Origin of the sequence: Dictyobacter vulcani (assembly GCF_008974265.1) — a bacterium.
Classification (GTDB): domain Bacteria; phylum Chloroflexota; class Ktedonobacteria; order Ktedonobacterales; family Ktedonobacteraceae; genus Dictyobacter; species Dictyobacter vulcani.
Map to the genome: position 1 here is coordinate 675,853 of NZ_BKZW01000003.1, position 25,041 is coordinate 700,893.

General features: G+C 48.1%; 21 protein-coding genes and 2 pseudogenes. 9 read left to right on the forward strand and 14 right to left on the reverse strand.

What is annotated here, in order from left to right; translation table 11 throughout:
• Positions 1 to 11 precede the first annotated feature (11 nt).
• From KDW_RS27070 to KDW_RS27090, 5 genes are all read right to left on the reverse strand, one after another.
• The gene (locus KDW_RS27070; RefSeq protein ID WP_151759028.1) at positions 12 to 233 is read right to left on the reverse strand and encodes a helix-hairpin-helix domain-containing protein; all 222 of its coding nucleotides are present in this window, start codon (positions 231 to 233) and stop codon (positions 12 to 14) included.
• 200 nt (positions 234 to 433) lie between these two features.
• Positions 434 to 1,999, reverse strand: coding sequence for a carboxypeptidase M32 (locus KDW_RS27075; RefSeq protein WP_151759029.1), 1,566 nt, complete (start codon positions 1,997 to 1,999; stop codon positions 434 to 436).
• A gap of 258 nt (positions 2,000 to 2,257) precedes the next feature.
• On the reverse strand, positions 2,258 to 3,163 hold the full coding sequence (locus KDW_RS27080; protein WP_233097924.1) for a GNAT family N-acetyltransferase: 906 nt from the start codon (positions 3,161 to 3,163) through the stop codon (positions 2,258 to 2,260).
• Positions 3,164 to 3,356: 193 nt separating this feature from the next.
• Positions 3,357 to 3,962 (reverse strand): HNH endonuclease signature motif containing protein, encoded by a 606-nt coding sequence (locus KDW_RS27085; RefSeq protein ID WP_151759030.1) that lies wholly within the window; start codon positions 3,960 to 3,962, stop codon positions 3,357 to 3,359.
• 41 nt (positions 3,963 to 4,003) lie between these two features.
• Positions 4,004 to 4,852 (reverse strand): YwqG family protein, encoded by an 849-nt coding sequence (locus KDW_RS27090; RefSeq protein ID WP_151759031.1) that lies wholly within the window; start codon positions 4,850 to 4,852, stop codon positions 4,004 to 4,006.
• A 129-nt stretch (positions 4,853 to 4,981) separates the two neighbouring features.
• Between KDW_RS27090 and KDW_RS27095 the strand changes: the two genes are divergently transcribed.
• Positions 4,982 to 5,920 (forward strand): LLM class F420-dependent oxidoreductase, encoded by a 939-nt coding sequence (locus tag KDW_RS27095; RefSeq protein ID WP_151759032.1) that lies wholly within the window; start codon positions 4,982 to 4,984, stop codon positions 5,918 to 5,920.
• A gap of 160 nt (positions 5,921 to 6,080) precedes the next feature.
• On the opposite strand, the gene KDW_RS27100 is transcribed toward KDW_RS27095, so the two are convergent.
• Positions 6,081 to 7,343 (reverse strand): hypothetical protein, encoded by a 1,263-nt coding sequence (locus KDW_RS27100; protein ID WP_151759033.1) that lies wholly within the window; start codon positions 7,341 to 7,343, stop codon positions 6,081 to 6,083.
• An 88-nt stretch (positions 7,344 to 7,431) separates the two neighbouring features.
• Positions 7,432 to 7,701 carry a hypothetical protein gene (locus KDW_RS27105; RefSeq protein ID WP_151759034.1) on the reverse strand — a complete coding sequence of 90 codons (270 nt, stop codon included), beginning with the start codon at positions 7,699 to 7,701 and terminating at the stop codon, positions 7,432 to 7,434.
• 808 nt (positions 7,702 to 8,509) lie between these two features.
• On the opposite strand from KDW_RS27105, the gene KDW_RS27110 reads away from it, so the two are divergent.
• Complete coding sequence (locus KDW_RS27110) at positions 8,510 to 9,817, forward strand: MFS transporter (protein WP_151759035.1); 1,308 nt, start codon at positions 8,510 to 8,512, stop codon at positions 9,815 to 9,817.
• Between the two features lie 883 nt (positions 9,818 to 10,700).
• Here KDW_RS27110 and KDW_RS27120 read toward each other — a convergent pair.
• The 5 genes from KDW_RS27120 to KDW_RS27140 form a co-directional block, all read right to left on the reverse strand.
• Entirely contained in the window at positions 10,701 to 10,910 is a 210-nt protein-coding gene (locus tag KDW_RS27120) for a hypothetical protein (RefSeq protein WP_151759037.1), read from the reverse strand.
• Positions 10,911 to 11,029: 119 nt separating this feature from the next.
• Entirely contained in the window at positions 11,030 to 11,446 is a 417-nt protein-coding gene (locus KDW_RS27125; protein WP_151759038.1) for a PPOX class F420-dependent oxidoreductase, read from the reverse strand.
• A 167-nt stretch (positions 11,447 to 11,613) separates the two neighbouring features.
• Complete coding sequence (locus KDW_RS27130; protein WP_151759039.1) at positions 11,614 to 12,453, reverse strand: phytanoyl-CoA dioxygenase family protein; 840 nt, start codon at positions 12,451 to 12,453, stop codon at positions 11,614 to 11,616.
• Positions 12,454 to 12,701: 248 nt separating this feature from the next.
• Positions 12,702 to 13,574, reverse strand: coding sequence for an oxygen-dependent tRNA uridine(34) hydroxylase TrhO (trhO, locus tag KDW_RS27135; protein WP_151759040.1), 873 nt, complete (start codon positions 13,572 to 13,574; stop codon positions 12,702 to 12,704).
• A 135-nt stretch (positions 13,575 to 13,709) separates the two neighbouring features.
• Positions 13,710 to 14,132 (reverse strand): VOC family protein, encoded by a 423-nt coding sequence (locus tag KDW_RS27140; RefSeq protein ID WP_151759041.1) that lies wholly within the window; start codon positions 14,130 to 14,132, stop codon positions 13,710 to 13,712.
• Positions 14,133 to 14,356: 224 nt separating this feature from the next.
• On the opposite strand from KDW_RS27140, the pseudogene KDW_RS36195 reads away from it, so the two are divergent.
• From KDW_RS36195 to KDW_RS27155, 3 genes and pseudogenes are all read left to right on the forward strand, one after another.
• Positions 14,357 to 17,041 (forward strand): annotated as a pseudogene (locus tag KDW_RS36195) (winged helix-turn-helix domain-containing protein); the annotation flags it as partial.
• Between the two features lie 30 nt (positions 17,042 to 17,071).
• Positions 17,072 to 17,362 (forward strand): response regulator transcription factor, encoded by a 291-nt coding sequence (locus KDW_RS34335; protein WP_233097935.1) that lies wholly within the window; start codon positions 17,072 to 17,074, stop codon positions 17,360 to 17,362.
• Positions 17,363 to 17,484: 122 nt separating this feature from the next.
• Positions 17,485 to 18,438, forward strand: a complete 954-nt coding sequence (locus tag KDW_RS27155; RefSeq protein WP_151759044.1) for a tetratricopeptide repeat protein — start codon at positions 17,485 to 17,487, stop codon at positions 18,436 to 18,438.
• Positions 18,439 to 18,522: 84 nt separating this feature from the next.
• Here KDW_RS27155 and KDW_RS36200 read toward each other — a convergent pair.
• Positions 18,523 to 19,487: pseudogene (locus KDW_RS36200) on the reverse strand (D-2-hydroxyacid dehydrogenase family protein).
• Between the two features lie 148 nt (positions 19,488 to 19,635).
• Positions 19,636 to 22,053, reverse strand: coding sequence for a serine/threonine protein kinase (locus KDW_RS27165; protein ID WP_151759045.1), 2,418 nt, complete (start codon positions 22,051 to 22,053; stop codon positions 19,636 to 19,638).
• Between the two features lie 338 nt (positions 22,054 to 22,391).
• On the opposite strand from KDW_RS27165, the gene KDW_RS27170 reads away from it, so the two are divergent.
• The 4 genes from KDW_RS27170 to KDW_RS27185 all read left to right on the forward strand — a co-directional run bounded on the left by KDW_RS27170 (position 22,392) and on the right by KDW_RS27185 (position 25,016).
• Complete coding sequence (locus KDW_RS27170) at positions 22,392 to 23,207, forward strand: AraC family transcriptional regulator (RefSeq protein ID WP_151759046.1); 816 nt, start codon at positions 22,392 to 22,394, stop codon at positions 23,205 to 23,207.
• Between the two features lie 162 nt (positions 23,208 to 23,369).
• On the forward strand, positions 23,370 to 24,038 hold the full coding sequence (locus KDW_RS27175; protein WP_198925584.1) for an AzlC family ABC transporter permease: 669 nt from the start codon (positions 23,370 to 23,372) through the stop codon (positions 24,036 to 24,038).
• Entirely contained in the window at positions 24,014 to 24,346 is a 333-nt protein-coding gene (locus KDW_RS27180; protein WP_151759047.1) for an AzlD domain-containing protein, read from the forward strand. Before KDW_RS27175 ends, KDW_RS27180 begins: the two co-directional genes overlap by 25 nt.
• Before the next feature lie 202 nt (positions 24,347 to 24,548).
• Entirely contained in the window at positions 24,549 to 25,016 is a 468-nt protein-coding gene (locus tag KDW_RS27185; protein ID WP_151759048.1) for an SRPBCC family protein, read from the forward strand.
• Positions 25,017 to 25,041 lie beyond the last annotated feature (25 nt).

The window sequence follows — 25,041 nt, forward strand, 5'->3', positions numbered from 1 at the left end:
GCCGGGAGGACTTAGTTTCCCCTGGTTATCTCACCTGCGAATGACAGGCCACGGGCTTCAAGTGCGCTGCGGAGCTGTTTGAGTGCATTTGGCCCAATGCCATGGAGCTTTTTGATCTCGGTTTCACGTACCTCCACTAGTTGTTCCAGCCGCCAGTAGCCAGCCCCGCTAAGTGCCCGGAGTGCAGGCTGAGACAGCTTCGCTGGTAGATCGCTTTCCTGTTGATTTTGCATGTTGATTACCTCCCAACTTTTGAAACGGATGATGGTTTTCAGGCATCATAACATGAAAATAAGCATAAAACTTCTTCTATCTTGCCACGATCTGCCATACACTCCAACGCACACAGTTTTTCTATGAAGAAGTAAGTTTGCCGCTTTGCATCGTTGTGATGTAAGCGGCAAACCTATGAAGCAATGTAGCTACGATATGACTAATTGTTGACTTGCTCTGGTGGTAGATTGTAGACGCTTTCGAATTTATTGGTCAGGTAGTCTACGAAGTATTGTGGGTTGGGAGCTTCACCAGTGGCGCGTTGTATAAGCTCTTCGGGTTGATAGATGACTCCGTATTGGTGGATATGCTCACGCAACCAGGTAAGGATAAAACTGGTATCGCCAGTCGCCAGCTGTTCCTGGAAATCCGGGAAGGTTTGCTGGAGCGTATGCAATATCTGAGCCGAATACAGATTGCCCAGGGTATAAGTTGGGAAATAGCCGAACTGCGAGGTCCAGTGGACATCTTGCAGGACGCCTTCCGTCTCGGTTGGAGGTGTGATGCCCAGATATTGCTGGTATCTTTCATTCCAGAGGCGAGGCAGGCTTTCAACGGCGAACTCACCATTCACCAATCCTTTTTCGAGCTCAAAGCGAATCAGGATATGCAGATTATAAGTGACTTCGTCGGCCATTACGCGGATCAGGCTGGGTTTGACTGTATTAAGGGCGCGCACAAAGATGGCTTGCTCAATATCCTTAAAGTGCTCAGGGAAGGCTTGCTGGAGTAGTCCATAATGGGCCTGCCAGAAAGCTGACGAACGACCGATAGCATTTTCCCAGAGGCGTGACTGTGATTCATGGATACCCAGAGAAGCACCATTGGCCAGCGCGGTACGCGCCAGTGCGGGCGAAATACCCTGAGCATAAAGTCCATGGCCGCCTTCATGCATGCCGGCCATAATCCCCATCGGCAGATACTGCTCATCATAGCGATTGGTCACGCGCACATCAAAGGGAGCGCCAAAGTCAGTCGTGAAAGGATGTTGAGAGCGTGCCAGTTGACCACGCGAGAAATCATAACCTATCACACGCAAAAGTTGATCACTCAGAGTATGCTGCTGTTCCGGTGCGAAATGCCCATACAGACTGGAGGCATCAATGGTTTGACCGCTTTGCTGGATGCGTTGTAACAGACTGGTGCTTACCGCGCGCACCGACTGAAACATCGCCTCCACTTTACGTGTCGTCAAGCCTGGCTCAAAATCATCCAGCAGGGCATCATAGGGAAACTCGGTATAGCCGATGCGCTCGGCGACCTCGCGTTTAAGCGCGATAGTCCGTTGCAGGAAAGGTGCAAAGAGAGCAAAATCATTATTGGCACGTGATTTCTGCCAGGCATCTACACTCTCTGAACGTAGCCTGGCCTTCTCCTCCACCAGACTTTTAGGTAGCTTTGTGGCGTGATCGTATGTACGCCGGGTCTGGCGGAGCAGGCCACGATCAGCATCGGTAAATGATTCCTGGGACGCTGCCTTTTCCGCATTCGACAATAACGTGCCCATCTCCTGAGCTGTCAGGCGTTCATGGATAATACTCTCGAGGATCGCGACCTGATGCATACGCATCACGCCAGCCTCAGCCGGCATAGCGGTTTGCTGATCCCAGGACGCCAGAGCCAGCAAAGCTTCCAGGTCCCCGATTGGATGGAGGTATTCCAGTAACGCATTCAAATAGGTGTTTTGTGTGGTAAAGCTGATAGTGCTTTTTGATGCTAGAGTCATACTGTTTTTTTACCTTCATTAGTAGTATTTGTAGATAGATATGCCTGGCACTTATTTTATGCAATCGGTCAAAGCTGTGGCAACACCCTGGTTAGTGTTGGTTGCTTGTTATCGCACGATAAGCCCTTGTTTGTCTCTACATTTTAACATGGCCTGGGTCTTAAGAAAGCGCTAAAGAGAGCTATTTGGTGTTGACGTATGTAGGACAACAGAAGTTCCATTATGGAACCTCTGTTATCCTGAAAAGCTCGGATAGTTTTAGGGTTGGTTCATCCACTTGCCGAGATGGCGAATGGTATGGACTTGTTGAAAGCCAACCTTTTTATAGGCAGCACGGGCCGGCGTACGATCCAGATTGGTCTCGACGATGGCGCTGTCCGCTCCGTGTGCTTTGAAGCGGTGGAGCATGGCTAATAACAAGATGCGGCCCAGGCCGAATTGCTGGAAGCGTGGATGGACTCCGATTGGTTCTACCTGGGCAACCTTGCGTGTTGGCTCAAACCAGCCAACGCAGAATCCGACCAATGAGCCGTCAGGAGCTTCGATGACCAGATCTAAATCAGATCGATATTGCGGCATACGCAGGGTACGTGCGCGCCATTCGGCCGTCATCGAGGTACTTTCAAAGGCGGCGCGTTGCAGCTCAGCATAGGCGGCGACTTCCTGCTCACCTTTGAATAGGCGTAACAGGAAACCATCTGGTAGCGATGGCACAGCTAAAAGATCGCGCAATGGATGTTGCAGCAAGACATAATGATCCTCCTCGTCCAGCGTAAAACCATGCTCCAGAGCGAGCTGGCGGCGGTCTAAATCATCATCGCGAAACTCGATCCAGTAGGGCAGCGGCCAGCCTCGCTCTGTATCGAGTTCAAGAAAATGTTTGTCTGCCCAGGCGAACAGATCCGTGATGACATCGGTAAAAGTAGAGCCGGGCAGAATAAAAAGATCGAGGGCGGCCCAATAATATTGCCAGGCTGCGAAGCCCACCACATTGCCTGTTGCATCTGTCCAGAAAACGGCATTCTGGCCAGTGTTCATTGTCGGTGAACTGAGTCGCCAGGGTAAATCGATCACGTGACGACACGCAAATGGCATCCTGTTCACCAGATCCAGGATGCGAGGCAGATCAGCCTCACCGCGGTATGGATGACGGGTAATAGTCATGAGAGAGTCCTTTCCCTTGAATCATTCTCGCTATGTAAAGAATATCATGTTCTTTGTATGTTGTCCTACTTATTATCGTGATAGATACTTCTAATCGATGTGATCTTATTGAAGAGAAGTGGCAGCGGTAATCGACCGCAAGGGATAATCGACCTCAAGGGTCGAAACTACGGATTGTTTTTGGTAGCTATCGTTACGATTCATCGGATGAATCATGAGAGTTGGTGTCTGGCGGGATCTGGCTGTAATATTGGAGCCAGTTGATGGCGATTTCACTCTGGGCCTCGCGTAGCGAGATTTTTCCGGCGCAGACCTGATCGTGGAGGTAATTTTCGACCTGATTTTTCTGCCGATAGCCGGGTAGGGGCTTGTCGGGTTCGGGCCAGAGGTTGGAGATGTCGTTGGAGCCGCCGAGTTGGAGGCTGACCAGGTGATCTATTTCATACTGGCCTGGCAGGCGTTTTTTGATCCCATAGGAGGCATAGATTTTCCTTTTAAGAGGTTGCGACACATTGCGTACAGAACTGGCGTACCCAGGAGTGCAGATATCTTTCGCGGTAATTTGAGGAAAAATAGCTCCTGGCGTGCATGCACTATCCTGCAACGATCCCTCGATCTGGCATCCGGATGTCTGGGTCTGGTGACCCCAGTCGGGTTCGATATAGGATTGGAAGGGCTGGTTGCCTGTATAGGGCGATGATTTTTGCTGCAGCGCTGGTATCGGCAACAGGTTGAAGCTATACAGGATGACCAGGAACAAGAGCAGCACAATCAGGATCAGGAGAAGTCTTATGGCCATAGCTACACTTCCTATAGTCTAAAAGTATCAGTAGTCAACCACTAATCGGATTGCAAGATAAGCCACGTGTCCGCAAAATAGCCGGCCTGCAGATCAGGCCAGCGTATCCAATAATAAAGCATGCCGGAGCTACCCCAGCGCATATGGATGCGCTCATCGCTATCAAGTTGTAGCAACAAACGCCAATCCCGACTTCTGGTGCACAAAAGTTCGATGCGCGGATCCTCAACGTTGCGTACTCCTGAACGCATCAACTGGCACTGTTCCTGCATATCATCCTGCAGCATATAGGGATGTCCCAGAACGCTATGGTGTGGCTCATATTTCCCGGTGCCAGCAGAAAGTGAACTCACCAACTCGTCGTACCGTTCTTGTTCGTCATCACTCCAATCGAAATTTTTGATCAGAGATTGCGGTAACTGGGACAGCGTGGAATCATTGGCGCCATGTACCTGGCAGGCGGAAAAGCGGTCAGCGCAAGGCAAGGATTCGGGTGGTAATCTGGGTTGGAGGTGGGTGGTAGTGCGACGATAAAGCACGGACCAACTTCCCAGATCATCGGGATCCGCGCCATACGTCTGCTGCCGGGCGGCATAGAAAAACCAGAGCATGCCATAAGCCGGTAAGGAGTGCTCACTATCGTAGGGAGCCAACTCCGCCAGCCGTAGTTGCGCAATAAACGCCAGCGGAAAGCGCCTCCATCTGGGCCATGCTACATCTGGTGGCAGATCTGGTATGCCTCCTATTTTGGATGATCCGGAAGCCAATGCCGCCTCTGGTGTCGGGGTAGCAATCAGATGTATTGAAGGAGCTAGCAGGGCCGGTAGATCCTTGAGCAGGCGCGACAAGCCTGCCGCCACCAATGCATCATGTAGCGCCTTTTTATTCATCGCGACATTATTCCTCCTATCTATCAGCTCACACGCCGCAGATAGGAGCTTTGTTACATCTGCCTGCCAGGGATGATGCGTATATCCAATAGTACAACTATGCTAGCGATGAAAGAAGGTTTATTTTATATGAAGTATAGTGCCGAAATTCCTAATGGTTGGAAAATGAATCTGGCAGCGATCAAAGATCCTGTGGAAGCTTATGAGGCGATGACCAATGTCGCAAAAGCCGCCGATGAGGCTGGCTATGAGTCCGTCTGGATGGTTGATCATTTTCATACCATTCCTAAACCTTCCCAGGAAGTGACATTTGAAGTCTGGATGTCGCTGGCAGCTATTGCGCGTGATACCAAACGTGTGCGCATCGGCCAGATTGTGACCTGTAATGGATATCGCAATCCTGCCCTGCTGGCGAAAATGGCCAGTACGCTGGACGTGCTCTCCCATGGCCGCTTGAATTTTGGTATCGGTGCAGGTTGGTACGAGCACGAATATCGCGCCTACGGCTATCCCTATCCCGATGCTCCGGAGCGGTTGCGCATGTTGCGGGAAGCGCTTCAGGTCATTCATGCGATGTGGGAGCAAGAAGAGGCCCATTTTGAAGGTAAGTATTACCAGATACGTGGAGCCATCAACCAGCCAAAGGGCGTCCAGAAGCCGCATATTCCAATCCTGATTGGTGGTGGAGGAGAGAAGGTCACACTCAAACTGGTCGCGCAATATGGAGACGCCTGTAATGTGAGTGGTGATGTGGAAACAATCAAGCATAAGTTGGCCGTCCTCAAAAATCACTGTGAGACAGTGGGCCGTGATTACGGTACCATCCATTGTACCATGGGTGCTGTTTGTTCTATTGCGGATACAGACGAAGAGGCTCTGGCGCTACTGCCAGCGCATGTCAGAGAGCAGTTGCGTGATACCTCGTTAGTAGGCAGTCCTGAGACGATTCGTCAGCGCATAGCTGCATTAGAAGCGGCGGGAATTCACGAGTTAATTCTAGATTTCCCCAACAGCGGCACCGATCTGACCCCCCTCTACCGCTTCGCGCGTGAATTCATCAAACAATAGAATAGGCCATGCTCATTCCATGTTAAACGTGGGCTATCCTGAATATGTGAGGGTAGCTAGAAATAAGGGAACCTCCTGAGAGATACTGTCTGTAACCAGAACCGACAGAGATGCCCTCAGGAGGTTTCCTTGTGCTAAGCGGGATTGCTAAAGTGACTGCTTATTGGACGTTCAAGGCAGCATCATCCACATAGAATGTTGAAGAGGCTGCAGAATCAGTGGTACCCAAAAAGGCGACCTGAATTTGCTTACCTTTATAGCTTGAGAGTGATGAGGTCACATCAAAACTATACTGTGTCCAACCCTGTGCGTCGATATTACACTTAGTCTGTACAGTTGAGATAGTTGCCGCAGTGGTTGTACGCAGACGTACACGGAAGTAATCGTAGCAGGTAGTAGTGCTCGTTTCATTGGTACCAATGTAGAGCCAGTAGCTCAGCGTGACCTTCGAGGCAGTGGATGGAATAGTGACTGTCTGATAGATTGTGTCGGTACAAGAGTTGTAGCCACACAGGTCGGCACTATTGCTACCAGTATGGGGGTTGCTGCTATCTACGATCTCATAACCACCAGAAGAACTCTCTGTCCAGGAACTCGAACCACTCTCAAAACCACCATTGGTCAGAATATTACCACCAGTAGGAGTAGGAGTTGGCGTGGCTCCGATAGGGGTAGGAGTAGGAGTTGGTCCAACCGCTGTGGGAGTAGGTGTCGGGTTAACAGGAGTAGGAGTTGGTGAGCCGGTGCCGAACTGAATATCCAGGATCGCGTGTAGCTCGATGCCATTGGGAGCAACACCTGTCTGGCCATGCAAGAAGTCGAAAAAGCCGACGCCGGTGACGGTCACAGGTACGTTAGCTGCCTGGAAACCACTATTAGGTGTATAGCGAGCATCAAATTCTGCGCGTGCTTTTTTGATACCAGTTAAAAATGGGCTAGAGGCGCCGGTACAAGCAGGGTCGGGAATCTCGACAATCATGGTTTTGCCGGTTGAATCGGCAAGGACCAGATGATAGTCAGAATCAGCCTCCAGTTTATATTCGGTCAGGGTATCCTGCAGTTGATATTGCGTGCTTTCGGTTGGCTTAATACGGTTGTTAGATGGCAGGGTACCCGGTTTCGCCAACGAAGTTAAGTAAGAAATAGTGGTTGGTGTTACCGACTGAAGATTGACCGAACTAGCATCGGCATCGGTGCCAGTCTTGACGGACCAGCGCTCAACGCCACACGAGCCGGTGCTGCTTTTGGGATTTACAACAAAGGCCTCTTTGTCTGTATCTGTCTCTGCATCTTTGTCTTGTTGGACTGCATCCTTGTCTGTTGGAGTGGCATGAGACATAACAGCGTATCTCACTGAACCAATACCCACGACCAGTGCGACGATGAGCACAAGGACAAGGGTTATTATGTTGTTTCTTTTCATGGAATGTTCCTTTATCTGGACTGAAAATATGTGTTGTGTACTGAACGCTGCAAGCGTTGCTTGCTAAAATAAGGGAAAATAAACGTTGTTACAGGCTTTGAGGCACCTCCTTTCCTTTTCTTCCTGTCGCCAATTTTTGTCCTGCTGATTTTAAATATGTGAATACATCTGACCAGGTAATACAGGAAAAAATAATGGCATGAAGGAGAGGGGGGATGTCAGGTGATTTACCTGCTGTGGGGGGATTGGAAGAATGCTTGTAGGGCATGCCAAAAATGCAGGCTATGATACCAGGACCGCGTAAATTCCAGCTTTGAAATGTCTGCATTGACATCTCAGGCTTGACTTTTATCGCCACGAGCATTGGTTTTCCATTCTTCTTGCTTTTACTTACGCATGAAAGGCCGGAAAATATCCTGATTAATTGAAAGATTTTCCTCGCGTGCTACTCATTATAAGTACTGACCGTTCAGAAAAGCATCATAGAAAGTATTTTTGTCATATTAATAGTATAACATTAATGTGACATTAAAGATATGTATTTTCCCGCCATTCCTGAAAATTATAACTAAAAGAGGTTATCTATACATTATCTATATGTTATTAGCAGATTAATTATTAAGAACTGCCAACCAAATAGACCTGATCTTCGTTATTTGCATGCATGTAAATAATTGTATAGATTAACAATAAGATATGATAATCTATCATCATAAAAATACATGTATTACAACGCACGTGTATTTAGAAAGCTTGTTTTATGATCAACTATGACTCTAAAATATCTTCAGTTTCTTTTTGAGCGCTAACTTTTTTGTTCATGAGCGAGATTGACCATCAATCCAATTCAAAAGCTCTTGCAGAGAGCTCCTTCTTTATTGAATAGCATGACATTGACGTTAACGTTAATCTTGTTGTATACTGTAAGTGAGCTGAAAGAGGGAATGTAGTAGATGTGTGGGGCTGAATAAAACCTCAGGAAATTATTCAACGCATCATTTTTTAGCGGTCTCTTTTTGTGCTGTTCGTTGTGATTCCAGTGGGGTATGTAGGTGTGGTCTTATTGAGGGATGATGCACTGTTCTTTTTGGAATAGAAATGGATGGTTCTTATAGCGATAAATTATCTGTATATGTAAAGCAATTATAGATGGGAAAGCGGTTTTAATGCAAACTACCGAACGGAACGGAATTCGAATTACTACTGATCAATTGGCAGAGCCAAAAAATGGAAAGTTCTTGCAGGCATTTCCTGCGTTACAGCATAGAAACTTTCGGCTATTCTGGTCTGGACAGCTTATTTCACTGATCGGAACCTGGATGCAGACCACGGGGCAATCCTGGCTGGTGCTGCAACTGACACATAATTCGCTGGCACTGGGAACAGTTGGCGCACTGCAATTTTTGCCGGTGCTGCTATTCACCTTGTTTGGCGGTGTCCTTGCCGATAAACTGCCCAAGCGTAGAGTACTGTTATCAACACAAACCTTTGCCTGTATCTTAGCGACTATATTGTTTGTGCTCTATGTGACCCATACCGTGCAGATCTGGCATATTTATGTCCTGGCCTTTCTGTTAGGAGTAAACAACTCGCTTGATATGCCCACACGCCAATCTTTTGTGGTAGAGATGGTCGGGCGAGAAGCACTGGGCAATGCGGTGGCCTTGAACTCATCAGTCTTTAATATGGCCAAAATCGTAGGGCCGGGTGTAGCAGGTCTGATCATCGCACGCTTTGGTGAAGGTCCACTGTTTCTGAGTAACGCGATCAGCTTTATTCCAGTCTTGATCAGTTTACTCCTGCTGGATACCAGTAAGTTGTTTGCAGGCAAACGTCAGACGACAGCGGAGCCGGTTGGTCCGATAAAGAGTTTGCACGAGGGATTGCGCTATGTCTGGCAGACACCAGCAATCTTCCTGATTGTAGCTGTGGTAGGAGTTGTTTCACTGTTTGGTGTCAACTTTAATGTTGTCGAGCCATTAGTCAGTACTGACCTGCTCCATCAGGGAGCACAGGGATTTGGTCTGCTCTCATCTTCCTTTGGTGTTGGAGCCTTGATTGGTGCATTAACAATCGCCACAGGACACAAAAATCCTAGCTTCAAGAAGATGCTAACGTATGCAGCTTTCTTCTGTGTTGGACTTGGAGCAGTAGGGCTTTCCCATAATTATCTGTTATCACTGGTCATCGCCATGGTAACCGGCTTCTGTATGATTACGTTTACCGCCGCTGCCAACACTACACTGCAGACTGTGGCACCAGACCATCTGCGTGGTCGCGTCATGAGCGTGTATATGCTGGTCTTTGCGGGTAGCACCCCGATTGGTAACCTGTTTACCGGCTGGATGGCTGGCCTGGTCGGGATCTCGTTGACGTTGATCGTCAATGCCGTGATCAGTCTGGTGGCTGTGATCGTTGGCTGGTTTAAACGCGAGAACGCCGAGAAAAATCTCCAGCAAGTCTTCCTGAAATAAGAGGGTAACGTATAAAGAAACAAAAAGGCGCGCACTGTATTCTTGTGACACAGTGCGCGCCTTTTTGTTAACTTAAAGCTGAAGGGTCAGGCTTACACCACTTACGAGAAGCCTGTGACACTGGTTTCAAAACATATGCTAAAAAAATATGAAACAATCGTTATATAAATACATGCAAATTATCTTTGTTAAAGACAGAATGTATGAGCATGGACATATTTTATGTGGATACATCTAAAGGAGTGATTTATGTCTATTCAGACGGATTACAACACCACACGAATGGAAAAGTGCTGAAAGAATTGCCTTTTATTGCGGCTAGTGGTGTCATTGCCGCTTCAAAGAGTGGTGTGATGGGAGATAGGAAGGTCTGGCGATCGCACAGGGGTATAGAGTGCTAAAAAGAAATAATAGCTGTATCTAAGGAACTGAAGATAGCAAAGGAAGGTCTGGCGAATGCACCAGGGGTCAAATTAAACTAATTCACTGCATACTTACAGCTTGTGTTTCTAAGCATACTGGAAACAGATACTGGCACGTAAATTCACTTCCTTGAAGGAGCAGTGACTGCGAAGTCGTGGGATTCTGGCAAGTAGAATCCACTCCCGAAGATGGCCACTGAGCTATAAGCGCTGGATTTGTGGTCATGGGTGTCGAACATGTTGCTAATGCCAGCAAAAGCGTGGGTTTCTGGTCATGGCGCAAGAGTATTGATGAAGCACGAGGCGAAATGTTAACCTTGTAGAGAGTGGGCAATTGACTTGTTTATGATAAATCAGATTTGCAAACCTGCAGGCCTGGCTAAATCGTTGAACCTTTGCTTGTAAAAGAGTGGTCAATGATTCGGTTGATGATATCATTGACCCACTCTTTTATGAGGTGGCTACTCAATGCGTAGTGGTCCACGCTGGACGCCTTCGCGCATGGTTTCTAGATCACCAGCAGGCACATATTCTACCCACCAGGTGACGCCCGCTTCGGCCAACGCTTTCATTAAAGCGCGATCTTTCTCCCAATCTTGGGAACGGCTGCGACCGCCTAGCTTGATCTCGTAGGGTTTTGATCTTTGCTGTTCACTGCTGTGGCTTTCCATAAAGGCTTTGAGTTCTCGTACATCAGCAGGTGTCCAGTTATTTTCTGGTTCTCCAGATTTCTGCTGTTTGTAGAGACAGCAACCATCATATTGAGCTGCTCGTAGTGAAGTGCCTTTTGTTAGTGTTGCTTACTCCAGGGCCCCATTCCATGGACACTATCGACGGTGATACGGGTGATATAACCCGCGGGTGCACCATCTGGGATAAATTTTGTGCCTGGCCCGATATAGATCTGAGCCAACTTATTCAGCAATTCAGGCGCACCGCCTTCAGTAATCCTGGCGTGTCCATTGATGACCAGATAGTTATCCAGAGTGTTAGTTTTGCCACCTGTCTCCATCGAAAGCGCCACACGCGCATCCCGTTGGATATTTTGCACTTTTTTGTGCAGGTTCATATGAGCGCAGACAATCTCATCGTTATCCAGCCCAACCCATACAACGGTAACCTGCGGGCTCCCATCCTTATTCAACGTTGTCAGATGAGCCAGATGCCCTGAAGTTAGAGCCTGCCGTACTTCATCACTTAAAACCATAGTATTCACAGCCTTTCACTAAGAAAATGTATACTCCAAGTATAGAGAAATGTAATCCTTCCTACAAGGACGCACAATAATGTGCTAAGGGTTCCTGACAATACAATTTTGCCAGGAACCCTTGAATGTTTGACCATTTGTGTCGTTAATGTATCAGGCAGATGAACTTATTCGGTGCCGCCGGAGTTGGCCAGGGTGCCGGTGAGTGCTATTGCTGGTTGTCCATTTTCGGCATTGACCCAGACGCCGCAAGGGCCACCTTCAGAGCTGTAGTTGATATCGAGGGTAGTACCGTCCATTCGATATAAGGGTTTCATATATCCGGCGACTGTGTCGGCTTCCCCTGAGATATAGTGACCAATCAAGGCGCGACGGAAGCGGTCGTTGGATTGATTGGGGAAACTGCCGTGGACCAGCGATCCGCCAAAGAACAGGACATCACCTGGTTCCATGATCACCGAGTGCACTTCTTGCTGTTCAGGGATGGGAACCTGAATATCAGTGAAACTGGCCTGGGTGTCGGCCTCGGTAGTGCACATGATTGGCCAATCCTGGCTGCCAGGGACTACCTTCATACAACCGTTCTCTTCATCGCAAGGATCCAGTGCCATCCATGCCGCCATGCAGGTGCCCGGACGAGCACGTAGGAAAAAATTATCCTGATGCAGAGCCTGTCCACGTGCCTTTGGTGGTTTAAAATACAGCATTGTCTGGGCGGCATAGGGTTCACTGCCAAGGAGTTCTGTCAGCACCTCATTTAAGCGAGCATCGATTAAGAAACGCAGGCTGGTCTCATCCCAGTGATGCATATGAATCATACGTGGATAGCGTTTCAGCGGATCATTGTTCTCAGGATCAACGCCAACCGTATCACCTGGATAGCTGCCTTTAGCGCGCAGATCCATATAATGGTTCCGGAAAAATTCAGCCTCGGCGGGCGTGAAAAGTTGCTTTACGACCACATAGCCATTTTCAACAAAGGATTGTTTTATATCTGTAGCAATCATTCTTTTTCAACCTTTCCGTATAGCATCTTCTGTTACACATAGATAAGGAGTAGCATCAGTGTTACTAAGAGCATACTGTAAAATGTTGCAAAAAAGGATAGCTGAAATTGTGCTTATGTGTCTCAGATGCACAACATTGTAGCGTGTGGACACCGGATACATAGTGTGGAGCTTGTCTGAAAAGTTGGTAGGTGTCGTGTATGTAATGCTGACGCATAGAGCCTGCACAGCGTGCAGGCGGCTCCAATCTATGCGCGGCAACCCTGAGGACAGGTAAACGGAGTATGTTCGGAGAGACAATCCGAGCAGCAAATCAGATGACGATGGCAGGCATCATTGGTGCAATTGACATACTGTTCAGATGGTTGATGACAATAGACACAACGACCTACAACTTCATGCTCAGGCTTGCGGTCAGTGGCAAAGTCCATCAAGATACGGTTATCAAAGACATACAGCTTGCCTTTAAAATGCTGATTGGGATACTTCTCCATATAGGTCACGATGCCATCCTTCAACTGATAGACATCCTGCATCCCATTTTTCAGTAACAGGCCCGTGGCCTTCTCACAGCGTACACCGCCGGTACAGACCGTCACCACTGGAGCATCTGTTAACTGCTGCAATTCAGGCAGCACAGCTGGTAGATCGCGGAAATTTTCTATTGCAGGCAGAATCGCATTCTCGAAATGCCCACTTTTATGCTCATAATCATTGCGCATATCGACCAGATAAAATTTCTTTCCGCTCTCATACCACTCATGTAACTCGTCCGCTGACAGATACTTACCAGTGAGTTGCGTAGGATTAACACCCCATTCCGCCACACTATTACTGATAATATCTGAGCGCACCTTCACCGACAATGATGGAAAGGCCTCGCCGTTTCCTTCACTGCGCTTATAGTTGATCTCCCGAAACGCTGGATACTCATTCATCGCCTGGACATACTGTTTGATCTTAGCAACCGGTCCCTCGACCGTGCCATTGATGCCTTCCGCCGCAATAATGATGCGTCCTTTTAAGCCAAGCAACTGACACAGTGCCCGCTGCCACAGCTTCACCGCCTCGGGATCGGCAACCTCGACATATTTGTAGTACAACAAAATCTGATAACTCATGCTAATAGTATAGCAAAAATAGCGCCAAAGTGCAGCCTTTTGCTGCGAATCTGATATCTGGTTAGCATGTGGTGGACCAGTTTGCCCGCTGATTTTGATGTCAGGTGCGCTAGTGAGTATGTTTCCTTGTGAACTCTAGCTGGCAGGTTGTTGAATATGCATGAAAACCACGCGCCAGCCATCGGGATCTTCGATGGTCGCACAGCGATCTTCGCTCCAATAAGGATTTTCGGGAGGAACTGATGGATAGCCCTGTGTATGCAGCCTTGCTACAATACGGTCCATCGCTGCTCGATCATAGAGATAAAACACCAGGAGATTATCTCTTGATGGTGCGGGACAATCGCTTCCGTCGACGTGATGAGTAAATTCCAGATGATAGGCTACTCCTGGCAAGCCGAGTAGCACGCCAGTATAGCCTGCCCCTTCAAAGGATTCGAGCACGTTTAAACCGATGCCATCACGATAAAATGCTACAACCTCATCCAGACGGTCAGTTGGACGCGCTACACGTACACGTGCTATTGGGAGATCTGCAGGCCATTGTTCAGATATCATGTTTCCTTTTACCTTTTCTAAATATATTATTGTTATTGCTGCAAATAATCAGCTAGATGAGTATTGCTACTATAGCAAAAGCGCCTGGAAAAGAGTCTGTCCAATTGGACAGTTTTTGTATCTATCAATAACCCACAAACCTGGCAGGGGAGGATGTCTTGACTTGTCATCAGCTTGATGCTATGGTTTTGTGTAACTTTGTCTTACTTCAGGGGTGAGTATTAATGACGCGCACGACGCCAGAGATACAACAGGGATTACTCATTACACATGATAGTTTACAAGCCATAAAGGTTGATACGCCAGCATGGTTTACCTGGTTAACCGAACATAGCGTTTTCCGTTTTACCTCCTCGTCTGGTAAATTTACCGCTCGCAAGGAGCAGCGATTTGCAGGCTGGTACTGGTATGCGTATCGTCGCCAGCAGGGTTTGCTGAGGACCGCCTATCTGGGTAAAAGCGAGGAAATATCGTTGGCTCGCCTGACCGAAATTGCTGGTTTGCTGCATACAATACATCCTCAGAATCCACCGATTACTGGAACGCCTGCGCAACAATTTCTACTCACCACAAAGATAACCCCGCCAACACTCTCATCCGCACTTATTGCCCGACCACGCTTAATCGACAGCTTGAGAAAGCATGCCGCCAGCAAACTATTTCTGATTACAGGTCCAGCAGGCTCAGGCAAGACCACTCTCGTCAGTGCATGGCTGCAAGATCTTTCTATTCCTATAGCCTGGGTTTCGTTAGATAAAGATGAAAACGAGCTAACCCATTTCTGGCACTATGTATTGGCCGCCATGCAAAAGATTTATCCAGTGCTGGCGGGGCAACTTTTGTGCTTGCTACCGACATTACAAAGCGGGAACATGGAATCCTTTTTGATTCCGTTAGTGAATGCTCTGGGGACATTGCCTGAGGATGTGATGCTGGTGCTGGACGATTACCATACGTTGACCAATCAGCAAGTACACGAGAGTGTGTCTTTTCTACTGGAACATGCATCAGATAGACTGCATATAGTCATTGTGAGTCGCTCCTTGCCGCCAGTACCGCTAGCCCGTTTGCGTGCTCGGAGGCAATTGATGGAGCTAGGTTTTAATGAGCTACGTTTTAGTGGTGAGGAAGCTGAATCTTTCATACAGAGTTTAACTGAGCGTCGGATTACATCAGAGGAGCTTGCGCAATTATTGGAACAAACAGAAGGTTGGGTAACTGGCCTCTATTTGACAATATTAGCCTGGAATAGAGGTGGGTCGATAAATGCTACCTATCCGTCTGTTGTTGATGGGGATCAGCAAGCTATTTTTGAGTATCTTGCTAGCGAGGTACTGGCCCGTGAGTCTGCTCAGGTACGTGATTTTCTGCTGCATACCTCGATTCTGAAACATTTGCAGGCCGTGTTATGCAACGCTGTCACACTGCAAACGGGTAGCCAGGATATTTTGCACCACCTGGAGCGAGCGAATCTTTTTCTAACGCGACTTGATAACCCCCAGAACTGGTTTCGCTATCATCACCTCTTTGCTGAATTCTTGCGGACACAATTGGAACAGGTCTATCCTGAACAGGCGAAGATTTTACATAGCCGGGCTGCGATGTGGTATGCGCAGAACAATCAACCAGCAGAAGCTATCGCGCATGCAGTGCAGGCAGGCGATTTTGTGCAGGCAGCCAACTTTATTGAGGAGCAGGGACGTAGTCTGCTGATGCAGCAAGAAATTTTGATTCTGTCTGACTGGCTGTGTGCTTTGCCGTCAGAAATTGTATGTAGTCGTCCACGTCTCTGTATCTTTATGTCCTGGGTATCACTGCATACCGCTTATCCTGCATCAATTGAACACTATCTATGCTCTGCCGAACATAGTCTGCAAGGTAACGATATTGATCTTGGTGAAGCGAGAGAGCTACATGGAGAGATAGCAGCCATTCGGGCGCGCATATCTATCTATCAGAGCGAGATTCAGCAGAGTGTTGAATATTCACAGCAAGCCCTGGATTGCCTTGGCGAGCGCGATCACTATATGCGTGGCGAGGTAGCTCTTAGTATGGGTACGACGAGTATGCTCCTGGGAGAGATGTGGGTTGCGCAAGAGAGTTTCCGCGTAGCGATTAATCTGAGTTGGGATTGTGGAAATCTACGGGCTGCCTTACTGGCAGTGCGTTCTCTGGCAAATCTTTATGTAAGCCAGGGTCGGCTGTATTATGCACACAGACTCTATCAAGAGAGCCTTGAGCGGATTCGCCAGATAGGGCAGGAACATATACCGCCGCTAGGATTTGTGCATGTAGGTCTGGCAGAGATATATTATGAATGGGACGAGTTGGACGCTGCGGAGCGTCATGCACGGCAAGGGATTGCATTGGGCCAGTAGGGAGGTGATGTAAAGATCTGGTTGCTTGGGTATATTGGATTAATTTATATCATGCATGCCCGTGGCGAGTCTGAGGATGTATGGTCGCTGTTTAATGAGGCAGAAAATCTGGTGAGACAGGCCAGTTTCACACGGGGACACGATTTCCTGAGGGAAGTGCGGGCGCACCTGAATGCTATTGAGGGTAATTTTAATCCCTTGTTATGCTGGGCTCAAGAAAGCAACCTGAATCCTGCAGACGAGCCAGAAACTGTAGATAAGGATGAATATTATTTGTTGGCTCAGGCCTTAATAGTGCGCAACGAGTTTGATTCTGCTCTTCATCTTCTGGATCGCCTGTTAGCACAAGCCAGGCATGAGCAACGCTATGGTGATGTTATCCGTTTTCTTCTGAGCATGGCCCGTATTTATGAGTTGCAAGGAAAGCACGAAAGCTCTTTAAAGACGCTAGAGGAAGCCCTGATCCTGGCTGAGCCCCAGAACTACCTGCGCACTTTTAGTGACGAGGGAATGCCAGTAGCGGTCCTGCTCAAGAAATTGCGTCGGACCTATCAACAAAGGATGCTCCCAACGCCACCCAATATAGCTGGCTATCTTAATCGTCTGCTCAAATCCTGCAAGCATGAGGTTGCTAATCAGGATACCCCACAGGTTGTTACGCAGCAATTAAGTAAGCGCGAACTGGAGGTCTTGCGGCTCCTGGCTGCAGGTTCTTCCAATCAGGAAATGGCTGAGAAAATGATTATTGGTTTGAACACAGTCAAAACGCATCTGAGCAATATCTATGGTAAATTGGGGGTGCGCAACCGTATTCAAGCAGTCACGCATGCCCGTGAGTTGCATATACTATAAACAATATTTTATGTAACCTGGCAATCACGCTTTCAGGTGATGCATTCAGTCTCCTCTGGCTTTACACTGCTAAAGTGTGCTCAAGGTGAGCATATATGTAAATAAAGAGGTATTGAGAAGCTATGTTTTTAACTGATGAAGCGATTACTGAGCGTTATGCGACCGTGTTGCGGAGTTTGAGCGAGATCGCGGAGGCATATTATTTCCAGGGGAGTATTGATGAGGCAAGGAAGATCTGGCAATGTGCGCAAACACTGCTGATAGACCAGGAAGTACAGTCTGAGCAGCGCGTGAAATTCCTGTTGCGTTATGGACAGTTTTTGATCCAGTATTACTTCCTCACTAATCATGATGAAGACCTGATGCATTCCGTGGTCCAGCAGGCGCAGCAAGGAGCACAAAATCTGCAGGACGAGGAGGCGCTTGCCATGGCATACTATCTGACCGGCCAGACGCTCTATTATCATAACTTGCTTGGGGCAGAAAGTGACTATAGCAGGGCACGAGATTACTTCGAGCAGGCATCCGCCCTGGGTAAGAAGATTGGAGATTTTTATCATCTGTCTGAATTCCTCTTCTATGCCGGCCTTACCTATGATCGGGAGAAGCCTTTGGAAGAGGCTAAAAACTACTATCAGCAAGCATTAGCACTTGCTGAGCAGTATGGAAATAAATGGGCTACATCTGAAGCTATGCGCCATCTGACGGATCATACCGAAGGTGAGCAGCGTTTATACTATGCTTTACATTCATTGAAAATACGCGAAGAGATGTGTTTTAAGCGGGGGCTTCCTCCTGCGCTGTTGCTGGTGAGCGATATTTATATTGAGCAAGGTGATTTGATCCGCGGGCTGGAATATTGTCAGCGTGCTGAGCAACTGGCTGGCGAGATGGGTTTGCAAACCTATCTTCTACATGCACTGATTACACATGGCGATATCGCATCCAGGCAAGGACAAATTGTCGAAGCCCGTGAACATTTTGCTCGCGCTGCTGAACTGGCGCAAGAACTGAAGATGGCTTATCTGCTTACTATTGTGAACGAGAAGTTAGCGCAACTGGCAAACGAGCAATAAGGTTAGACGGATTCGGCTTGTCCAGCAAGAGACCAGGGCACACAGCCCTGGTCTGAGGTTTTGAATGATAGTGGATGTGCTTGTTTAGTTTCTGGTGAGTGTCTGTGGATTGACGATATTGAGTGGATTTCCTGCTGTGAACGCGACGAGGTTATCAAAGGCGGCATCGAAATAGACTTCATAGCAATCTTTCTCGACATAGCCCAAGTGGGGCGTGCACACCACATTATCCATCTGTAGCAATGGAGATGCAGTTAGAGGTTCGACTTCATAGACATCGACTGCGGCATTGCCAGGCCGACCAGCACGAAGCGCTTCTTCCAGCGCACCAGGTTCGATCAATGCTGCTCGGCTGGTATTTACGAACAGGGCTGTAGGCTTCATGCGTGCCAGATCGCTGGCTTTGACGATGCCTCGTGTCTCAGGCACCATTTTGACATGCAGGCTTAACACATCGGCCTGAGAAAATAGATCTTCCTGACTGGAAGCGACGGCGAAGCCATCGGCCTGAGCGCGGGACAGGGAACCCTCACGTCCCCATATCAGTACCTGCATGCCGAAGGCTCGACCATAGTTGGCCACCAGTTTACCAATATTGCCATAGCCAAACACACCCAGCACGCGACCATGTAAGCCAAGTCCCAGGGTCTTTTGCCATTGTCCCGCTTTCAATCTGGCGACTTCCTGCGGAATATGGCGCAAAGCGGCCAGGACCAGACCCAGGTGAGTTCGGCCGTAGCATAAGGTGAGCCACCGCCAACCGCGACTGGAATACCATGGCGTGTACAGGCATCGACATCAATATGCGGGATGCCTCGGCCAGTCTGACTGATAAAATTTAGTTTTGGTAGTCGAGCGAGCAGATCTTCAGTGATCGCCGTACGTTCTCGGATCAGCACCAGGGCCTCTGCATCCTGAAAACGTGCCGCCAGTGTTTCCACATCCTCTACACTATCCTGATAGACAGTCACTTCATGTCCAGCCAGTTTACTAAAGCAATCAAGATTTCGTACAGCATCCTGGTAATCGTCAGGAATTACAATTCTCATTTCTTCATTCTCATTTCAATGGTGTGTATGACATTTTAGATGCCACATAACGTGGTGCCTCTGTATTATATAGCAGATTGGATAGGGTGAGCCTGCTCGGACGGGAACTGGTGGCAGCCGCGAGGACTACCGGTATGGAGTGGAGGGACTAATCCTGTGTCCAGCCAGCGATGCTCAGGCTGGCAGTTTGGGACTGGGCAAAAGGTGTCAGACCATTGCCATTGGTCGGGCCAAACGCTAGTTGATCCATACCCACGGCCTGTGTTGAGCCCAGCCGTAGTGCATAATAAGGACAGTCATACTGACTACTACAGAAGATATCCAGATTAGATTGTTGTGAGAAGAAAAAGGTTGAACCATCATTTTTGCGAATGCTGGTTAAATGGTGATCTTGATCAAGAAGATATAGTCCATTGTCCGGGCTTTCCCGGGCTGCATTGATATTTCTTACCAGTGTTAAATATGCGCCGTTTCCGATTGCGTTAATAGCTACAATTGCCTGATCCTGAGATGTATAGAGCGTGGTATTGGTATTGAGGTCTGTGATGGTGCTAGGGCCGCTATTGGAACATCCACCGCTGCAACTACCGTTGCCCATGCCAATACAATGGCTCATAATCAGGTCCTGCATACTGGTAGTAGCATTTTGTGAGTAGCTATCGCAGCTTGAGCCACGATGAATGAGTTTTGATTGTGCAGGTTTTCCATTGGTTGCAAGCGTATAGAGATAGACACTGTTATCTGTCCCCTTAAGATAGACGCTTGTGCTACTTGACCAGCCAATAGGAATAACCTGGTTAATGTTCTGCATCGCTAGCTTTTCCTGGATCAGTGTGCCATGCTGAATGTCCAGTTGATATGCCTGGGATGGAAGTGGAGGCTGGGGTATAGCATTCGACCAGGTGTCAAAGAAAACGTGACCCGTCTCAACTTCATCAAAATGAGACCAGGAAAGCTGGTTTATCTGGACTGGATCAGAGGTGCAGTACAGAGTCTGAAGTCCCTGGCCATCGATGCGCAACATCTGTAGCTTTGCAGGCTGGCCACTGACAGAGGTTGAGAAAAGGATCCATTGCTTATCCGGAGACAATACCGCTTGATCGATTGAAAACTTATCGGATTGTAGCAAGGTCACCTTATTGCTATTGGTCGCTGAATAGCGGACCAGTGCCCCTGAATACTTCTGATTGATCGCATCATAGAAATGCGAATAATAGATCAACTGCGGATCGTTACCCCGTTTAGAAAGGTTTAGAAGAGTCGGCTTGCGTACCTGTCCAGTGGATGGACAACTGGTCTCATAGGTTGGCAGTGTCGCCGCGACAATTGAATCTTTAGCAGTTGCAGTTGCTTTAGAGGTTGTTCTTGTCGTCTTTACAGGTGTTGATGTGCTTTTGATTATAGCGGCCGGGCCTGACTGCATTCTAAGATACCAGGTGCCCAGCGAAGCGAATACGACCAGTACAAGGCACAGCGCTATCAGCAGCGTCCATAAACGCCGCGGCCGGCTCCTCTCTGTCTGTGCTGGAAGTGAGGGTGTTGGATTGTGTTTCGCGGCTCCAGCAAGCTCGTTGCCTGTTACCGTATCGGGACGATACACCGTACGATACTCGTCAGAAGACTGCATGTGGGTTGTCATCAGCGGTGTGGTCGGCTCCTCTTCGGATGGTTTCAGCAGTGGAGTAGACGTTGTGTGAGGCGTTTGATTTTCCCATGCCATATCTGTCAGTGCAGCAATAAAAGCATCGGGAGTAGGATAGCGCTCGGCCTCATTTTTTTTCAGTGCTCGTGACACCACCCGATCAAGTTCAAGTGGAATTGAGGGATTGAGCGATCTCAGTGGATGTGGTTGTTCATAGAGATGCTTGCTTAATAGTAGGATCGTGTTCTTTGCTGAGAAGGGTGGGGTCCCGGTAAGCATTTCATAGAGTACAGCACCAACACTATAAATATCGCTTGCTCGACTGGCCCTTCCCTGAATCTGCTCAGGTGCCATGTATTGAGGGGTGCCCATAATGCTAACGTCGCCAGTCCGTGTGATCTCAGCAGAGACAAGTGCGTCGGTGGTTGCCTCATCACGGATAAATTTAACGAGCCCAAAATCACCCAGGACAGGGGTGTTATCGTCCTTAAAAAGGATATTACCGGGTTTGATATCGCGGTGAATATAATTGTGTTGATGTGCATATTGTAGTGCATGTAATATTGGAATAATTATCTTAAGTGCATCTGCGATCGGCAACATTTTCTGTTTTTGTAAATGCTCATGTAAAGATCCGTGTGTCAGGTAGGGCATGACAAAGTAAGCGATGCCATCCTGTTCACCATAGTCATAGATCGCTAGAATATTTGGATGATCAAGGCGAGCCACCACCTTTGCCTCACGGGCGAAGCGGCGCATAAAGGTCTCGTTGTCATGTGAGCGTGGGCTGAACACTTTAATAGCAACTTCCCGCTGCAAATGAGTATCTGTAGCCAGAAACACAGTTGCCATACCGCCCTGACCAATAGATCTCAGAATGCTGTAATTTCCCAGCGACTGACCGATCAATTCTTCTGGCGGCATACCTGCGTCTCCTTCGCGTTCATTTTATCGTCATGACAAAAGCTATAAAATTGTATAGGTGTAGAATAACGTATAGAAATAGAGGCTATATAAGGGTAAGGTTATGTTTTACTCACTATTATAAGCTTGCTTGTATATCTTGTAAAGGATGATACACCAATTTATAGGAAAGCATATATGTATTACGCTGAGAATAAGACAACTTCTCTCAGAGAGGCTCAAATAATCTTCAAGGAAAAATACAGCAATATCGCGTTTGTGTGACTACCCTGACATTTCTGATCGTATTATGTAGAGGTGGGTATTAAATTGGATAGTTTTTTGAATGGAGTGTTGGGATGCGTGCTGGCGAGCAGGCGAAGTTCTGGCGTGATCCTGCGGTGCAGGGTTTGGAGTTGTTGCGGGCGCGATATGTCACGCATACTTTTGTGCCGCATATGCATGAAGGTTATGCGCTGGGAATCATTGAGCAGGGAACCGAACAGTTCTGGTATCGTCATGCGAACCATATAGCGCCACAAGGTAGTATCTTTCTGGTGAATCCAGGTGAGATACATACAGGATCGGCTGCCGAGAAAGAAGGATGGAAGTATCGGGTGCTTTATCCTGATGTTTCCATTTTGCAAGAGGCGGCCCGACAGATCGTGGGCAAGCCATATGATGTTCCATTCTTTCCCGAGCCCGTGGTCCATGATCCAGAGCTGGCGCGGCAGATCGCGATTCTGCATCAAAGCTTTGAAGAATCTGCCTCCTCATTAGAGCGCGAGTCCCGCTTACTGTGGACATTTGCACAATTGATCGTACGCTATGCTGATGATCATCCCCGGCAGAAAGCGCTCCCCAATGATCAGGGACGTGCGCAGCGGATCAGAGAATATTTAGAGGCGCATTACGCAGAGAATATCTCATTAAAAGAACTGGCGCAACAGTTTTATGTCAGCCCTTTTTATCTGTTGCACTCATTTCGCAGACAGATAGGCCTACCACCGCACGCCTATCAAGCGCAGATTCGTGTACAGAGAGCCAGAAACCTGCTCCGGTTGGGTGTTCCAATCGCAGAGACTGCCCAACAGGTAGGCTTTGCTGATCAGAGTCATCTGACCCGACACTTTAAGCGCATTGTGGGCATATCACCGGGTCGCTATAAAGGTTAGCGGTTCACCTTCTCCTTTTCAGACAACTCAAAAAAGAGCAATTTCAGACAATATTTATGTGTGTGTATGTGTTTATACTGGAGGTATGAGTACAAGATCTTCAGAATTTTGGAGCGGCGCACGTGCAGAGCTGCCTATTTTGCTCGGGGCGTGCCGTTTGGCATGATTTATGGAGTTTCAGCGCTGGGAGCTGGAATTCCAGCTGGAATTGCGCAGGCTATGTCCCTTGTGGTCTTTGCTGGCTCCGCACAATTTATCATTGCTCAACTGGTGGCGGCAGGAACACCGGCACTGGTGGTCGTCCTGACTGCATTTATCGTTAATATTCGACATATGCTTTATAGTGCATCGCTGGCCAGGCATGTCCAGAAATTGGGCTGGCGCTGGAAGATCGTGCTGGCATACCTACTTACAGATGAGGCTTATGCGGTAACGATGCAGCACTATCAACGGGCAGAGATTGAGTCCGATTATAAGCACTGGTATTTCTTTGGTGCCGGACTGACGCTATGGACTGGCTGGCAACTGAGTACAGCAGTGGGAGTGTTCCTGGGTGCGCAGATTCCCGCCAGCTGGTCGTTGGATTTTGCATCGACACTGACCTTTATTGCCCTGGTGGTGCCAGCCCTCAAAGATCGCGCAAATACTGCCGCCGCTCTGGCAGCGGGCCTTGCCGCCCTGGCTTTTGTAGCATTACCGCTGAAGCTTAGTATTGTCGCTGCTATCTTCACCGGCATCGCCGTTGGTTTGCTCATGGAAAAGCGCAGTAAAAAATATCATGCTATGAGTGAAGAGGGAGAAGAAGTATGCCACAGCAAATCATCTGGATAACGATTATCGTGATTGGATTATTGACATTCGCCACACGCCTTTCCTTTATTGGCTCTACAGGAAAGTTGCGCCTGGCACCATTGCTGCAGCAAGCATTACGCTTTGTGCCTGTAGCCGCGCTCTCGGCCCTGATTCTACCAGACCTCTTCTTAAAGCAAGGGCAACTGGCACTTGCCCTGAATAATGCCCGTTTACTGGCTGGAATTATCGCGATCATCATCGCGTGGCGCACCAAAAATGTCCTGTTGACAGTTGGTACGGGGATGATAAGTTTATGGCTCCTGCAAGCACTATTCGGATTGCACTAGCATAGATCGGTGATCTGGTAAAAAGATGATGATAATGTATGCGATGTTGGGTTTGCCACGAATTTTTTGCTGAAATGTTATCTCTATTGCTATAAAATAGTAAGGAGCCTATAATACTTATAGGATTACTTGTTTCTAGTAATACATAGCAATTAGTTGTGGTAGACAACGAGCAATCCTGCCAGGAAGCAAGGTGACAATAATGGCACTGATACACTTAGAAACTTTCATTCAAGCCCCGGCAGCACGTTGTTTTGATCTTTCCTTAAACGTCGATGCCCATAGTCAATCCCTCTCTAAGAGTCATGAACGTCCGGTTGCCGGAGTAACGTCCGGCATGATGAAACTGGGAGATACCGTGACCTGGGAAGCCACCCATTTTGGTATTCGGCAGCACCTCACCTCAGAGATTACCGTCTATAAGCGTCCCACACGTTTTACAGATGAAATGGTCAAAGGCGCGTTTCACGAAATAAAACATAGCCATGAATTTGTGCCACAGTCAGAGGGTACATTAATGATTGATGAATTTCGGTTTCGAGCCCCCTTAGGGGTCCTGGGACGTCTGGCCGAAATGTTATTCCTGACGCAGTATATGAAGAAACAGTTGTTAATAAGAAATGCATACTTGAAGCAGACTGCAGAAGCTGAAGAAGTGAGAGCCATCTAAGATCATTTTGCTGATGTAACGAACA

Bases quoted from the DNA above. Each gene is read 5' to 3' on its own strand.
- KDW_RS27070 (WP_151759028.1), bottom strand. From the start codon at position 233: ATGCAAAATCAACAGGAAAGCGATCTACCAGCGAAGCTGTCTCAGCCT.
- KDW_RS27075 (WP_151759029.1), bottom strand. From the start codon at position 1,999: ATGACTCTAGCATCAAAAAGCACTATCAGCTTTACCACACAAAACACC.
- KDW_RS27080 (WP_233097924.1), bottom strand. From the start codon at position 3,163: ATGACTATTACCCGTCATCCATACCGCGGTGAGGCTGATCTGCCTCGC.
- KDW_RS27085 (WP_151759030.1), bottom strand. From the start codon at position 3,962: ATGGCCATAAGACTTCTCCTGATCCTGATTGTGCTGCTCTTGTTCCTG.
- KDW_RS27090 (WP_151759031.1), bottom strand. From the start codon at position 4,852: ATGAATAAAAAGGCGCTACATGATGCATTGGTGGCGGCAGGCTTGTCG.
- KDW_RS27095 (WP_151759032.1), top strand. From the start codon at position 4,982: ATGAAGTATAGTGCCGAAATTCCTAATGGTTGGAAAATGAATCTGGCA.
- KDW_RS27100 (WP_151759033.1), bottom strand. From the start codon at position 7,343: ATGAAAAGAAACAACATAATAACCCTTGTCCTTGTGCTCATCGTCGCA.
- KDW_RS27110 (WP_151759035.1), top strand. From the start codon at position 8,510: ATGCAAACTACCGAACGGAACGGAATTCGAATTACTACTGATCAATTG.
- KDW_RS27120 (WP_151759037.1), bottom strand. From the start codon at position 10,910: ATGGAAAGCCACAGCAGTGAACAGCAAAGATCAAAACCCTACGAGATC.
- KDW_RS27125 (WP_151759038.1), bottom strand. From the start codon at position 11,446: ATGGTTTTAAGTGATGAAGTACGGCAGGCTCTAACTTCAGGGCATCTG.
- KDW_RS27130 (WP_151759039.1), bottom strand. From the start codon at position 12,453: ATGATTGCTACAGATATAAAACAATCCTTTGTTGAAAATGGCTATGTG.
- trhO (WP_151759040.1), bottom strand. From the start codon at position 13,574: ATGAGTTATCAGATTTTGTTGTACTACAAATATGTCGAGGTTGCCGAT.
- KDW_RS27140 (WP_151759041.1), bottom strand. From the start codon at position 14,132: ATGATATCTGAACAATGGCCTGCAGATCTCCCAATAGCACGTGTACGT.
- KDW_RS34335 (WP_233097935.1), top strand. From the start codon at position 17,072: ATGCTCCCAACGCCACCCAATATAGCTGGCTATCTTAATCGTCTGCTC.
- KDW_RS27155 (WP_151759044.1), top strand. From the start codon at position 17,485: ATGTTTTTAACTGATGAAGCGATTACTGAGCGTTATGCGACCGTGTTG.
- KDW_RS27165 (WP_151759045.1), bottom strand. From the start codon at position 22,053: ATGCCGCCAGAAGAATTGATCGGTCAGTCGCTGGGAAATTACAGCATT.
- KDW_RS27170 (WP_151759046.1), top strand. From the start codon at position 22,392: ATGCGTGCTGGCGAGCAGGCGAAGTTCTGGCGTGATCCTGCGGTGCAG.
- KDW_RS27175 (WP_198925584.1), top strand. From the start codon at position 23,370: ATGATTTATGGAGTTTCAGCGCTGGGAGCTGGAATTCCAGCTGGAATT.
- KDW_RS27180 (WP_151759047.1), top strand. From the start codon at position 24,014: ATGCCACAGCAAATCATCTGGATAACGATTATCGTGATTGGATTATTG.
- KDW_RS27185 (WP_151759048.1), top strand. From the start codon at position 24,549: ATGGCACTGATACACTTAGAAACTTTCATTCAAGCCCCGGCAGCACGT.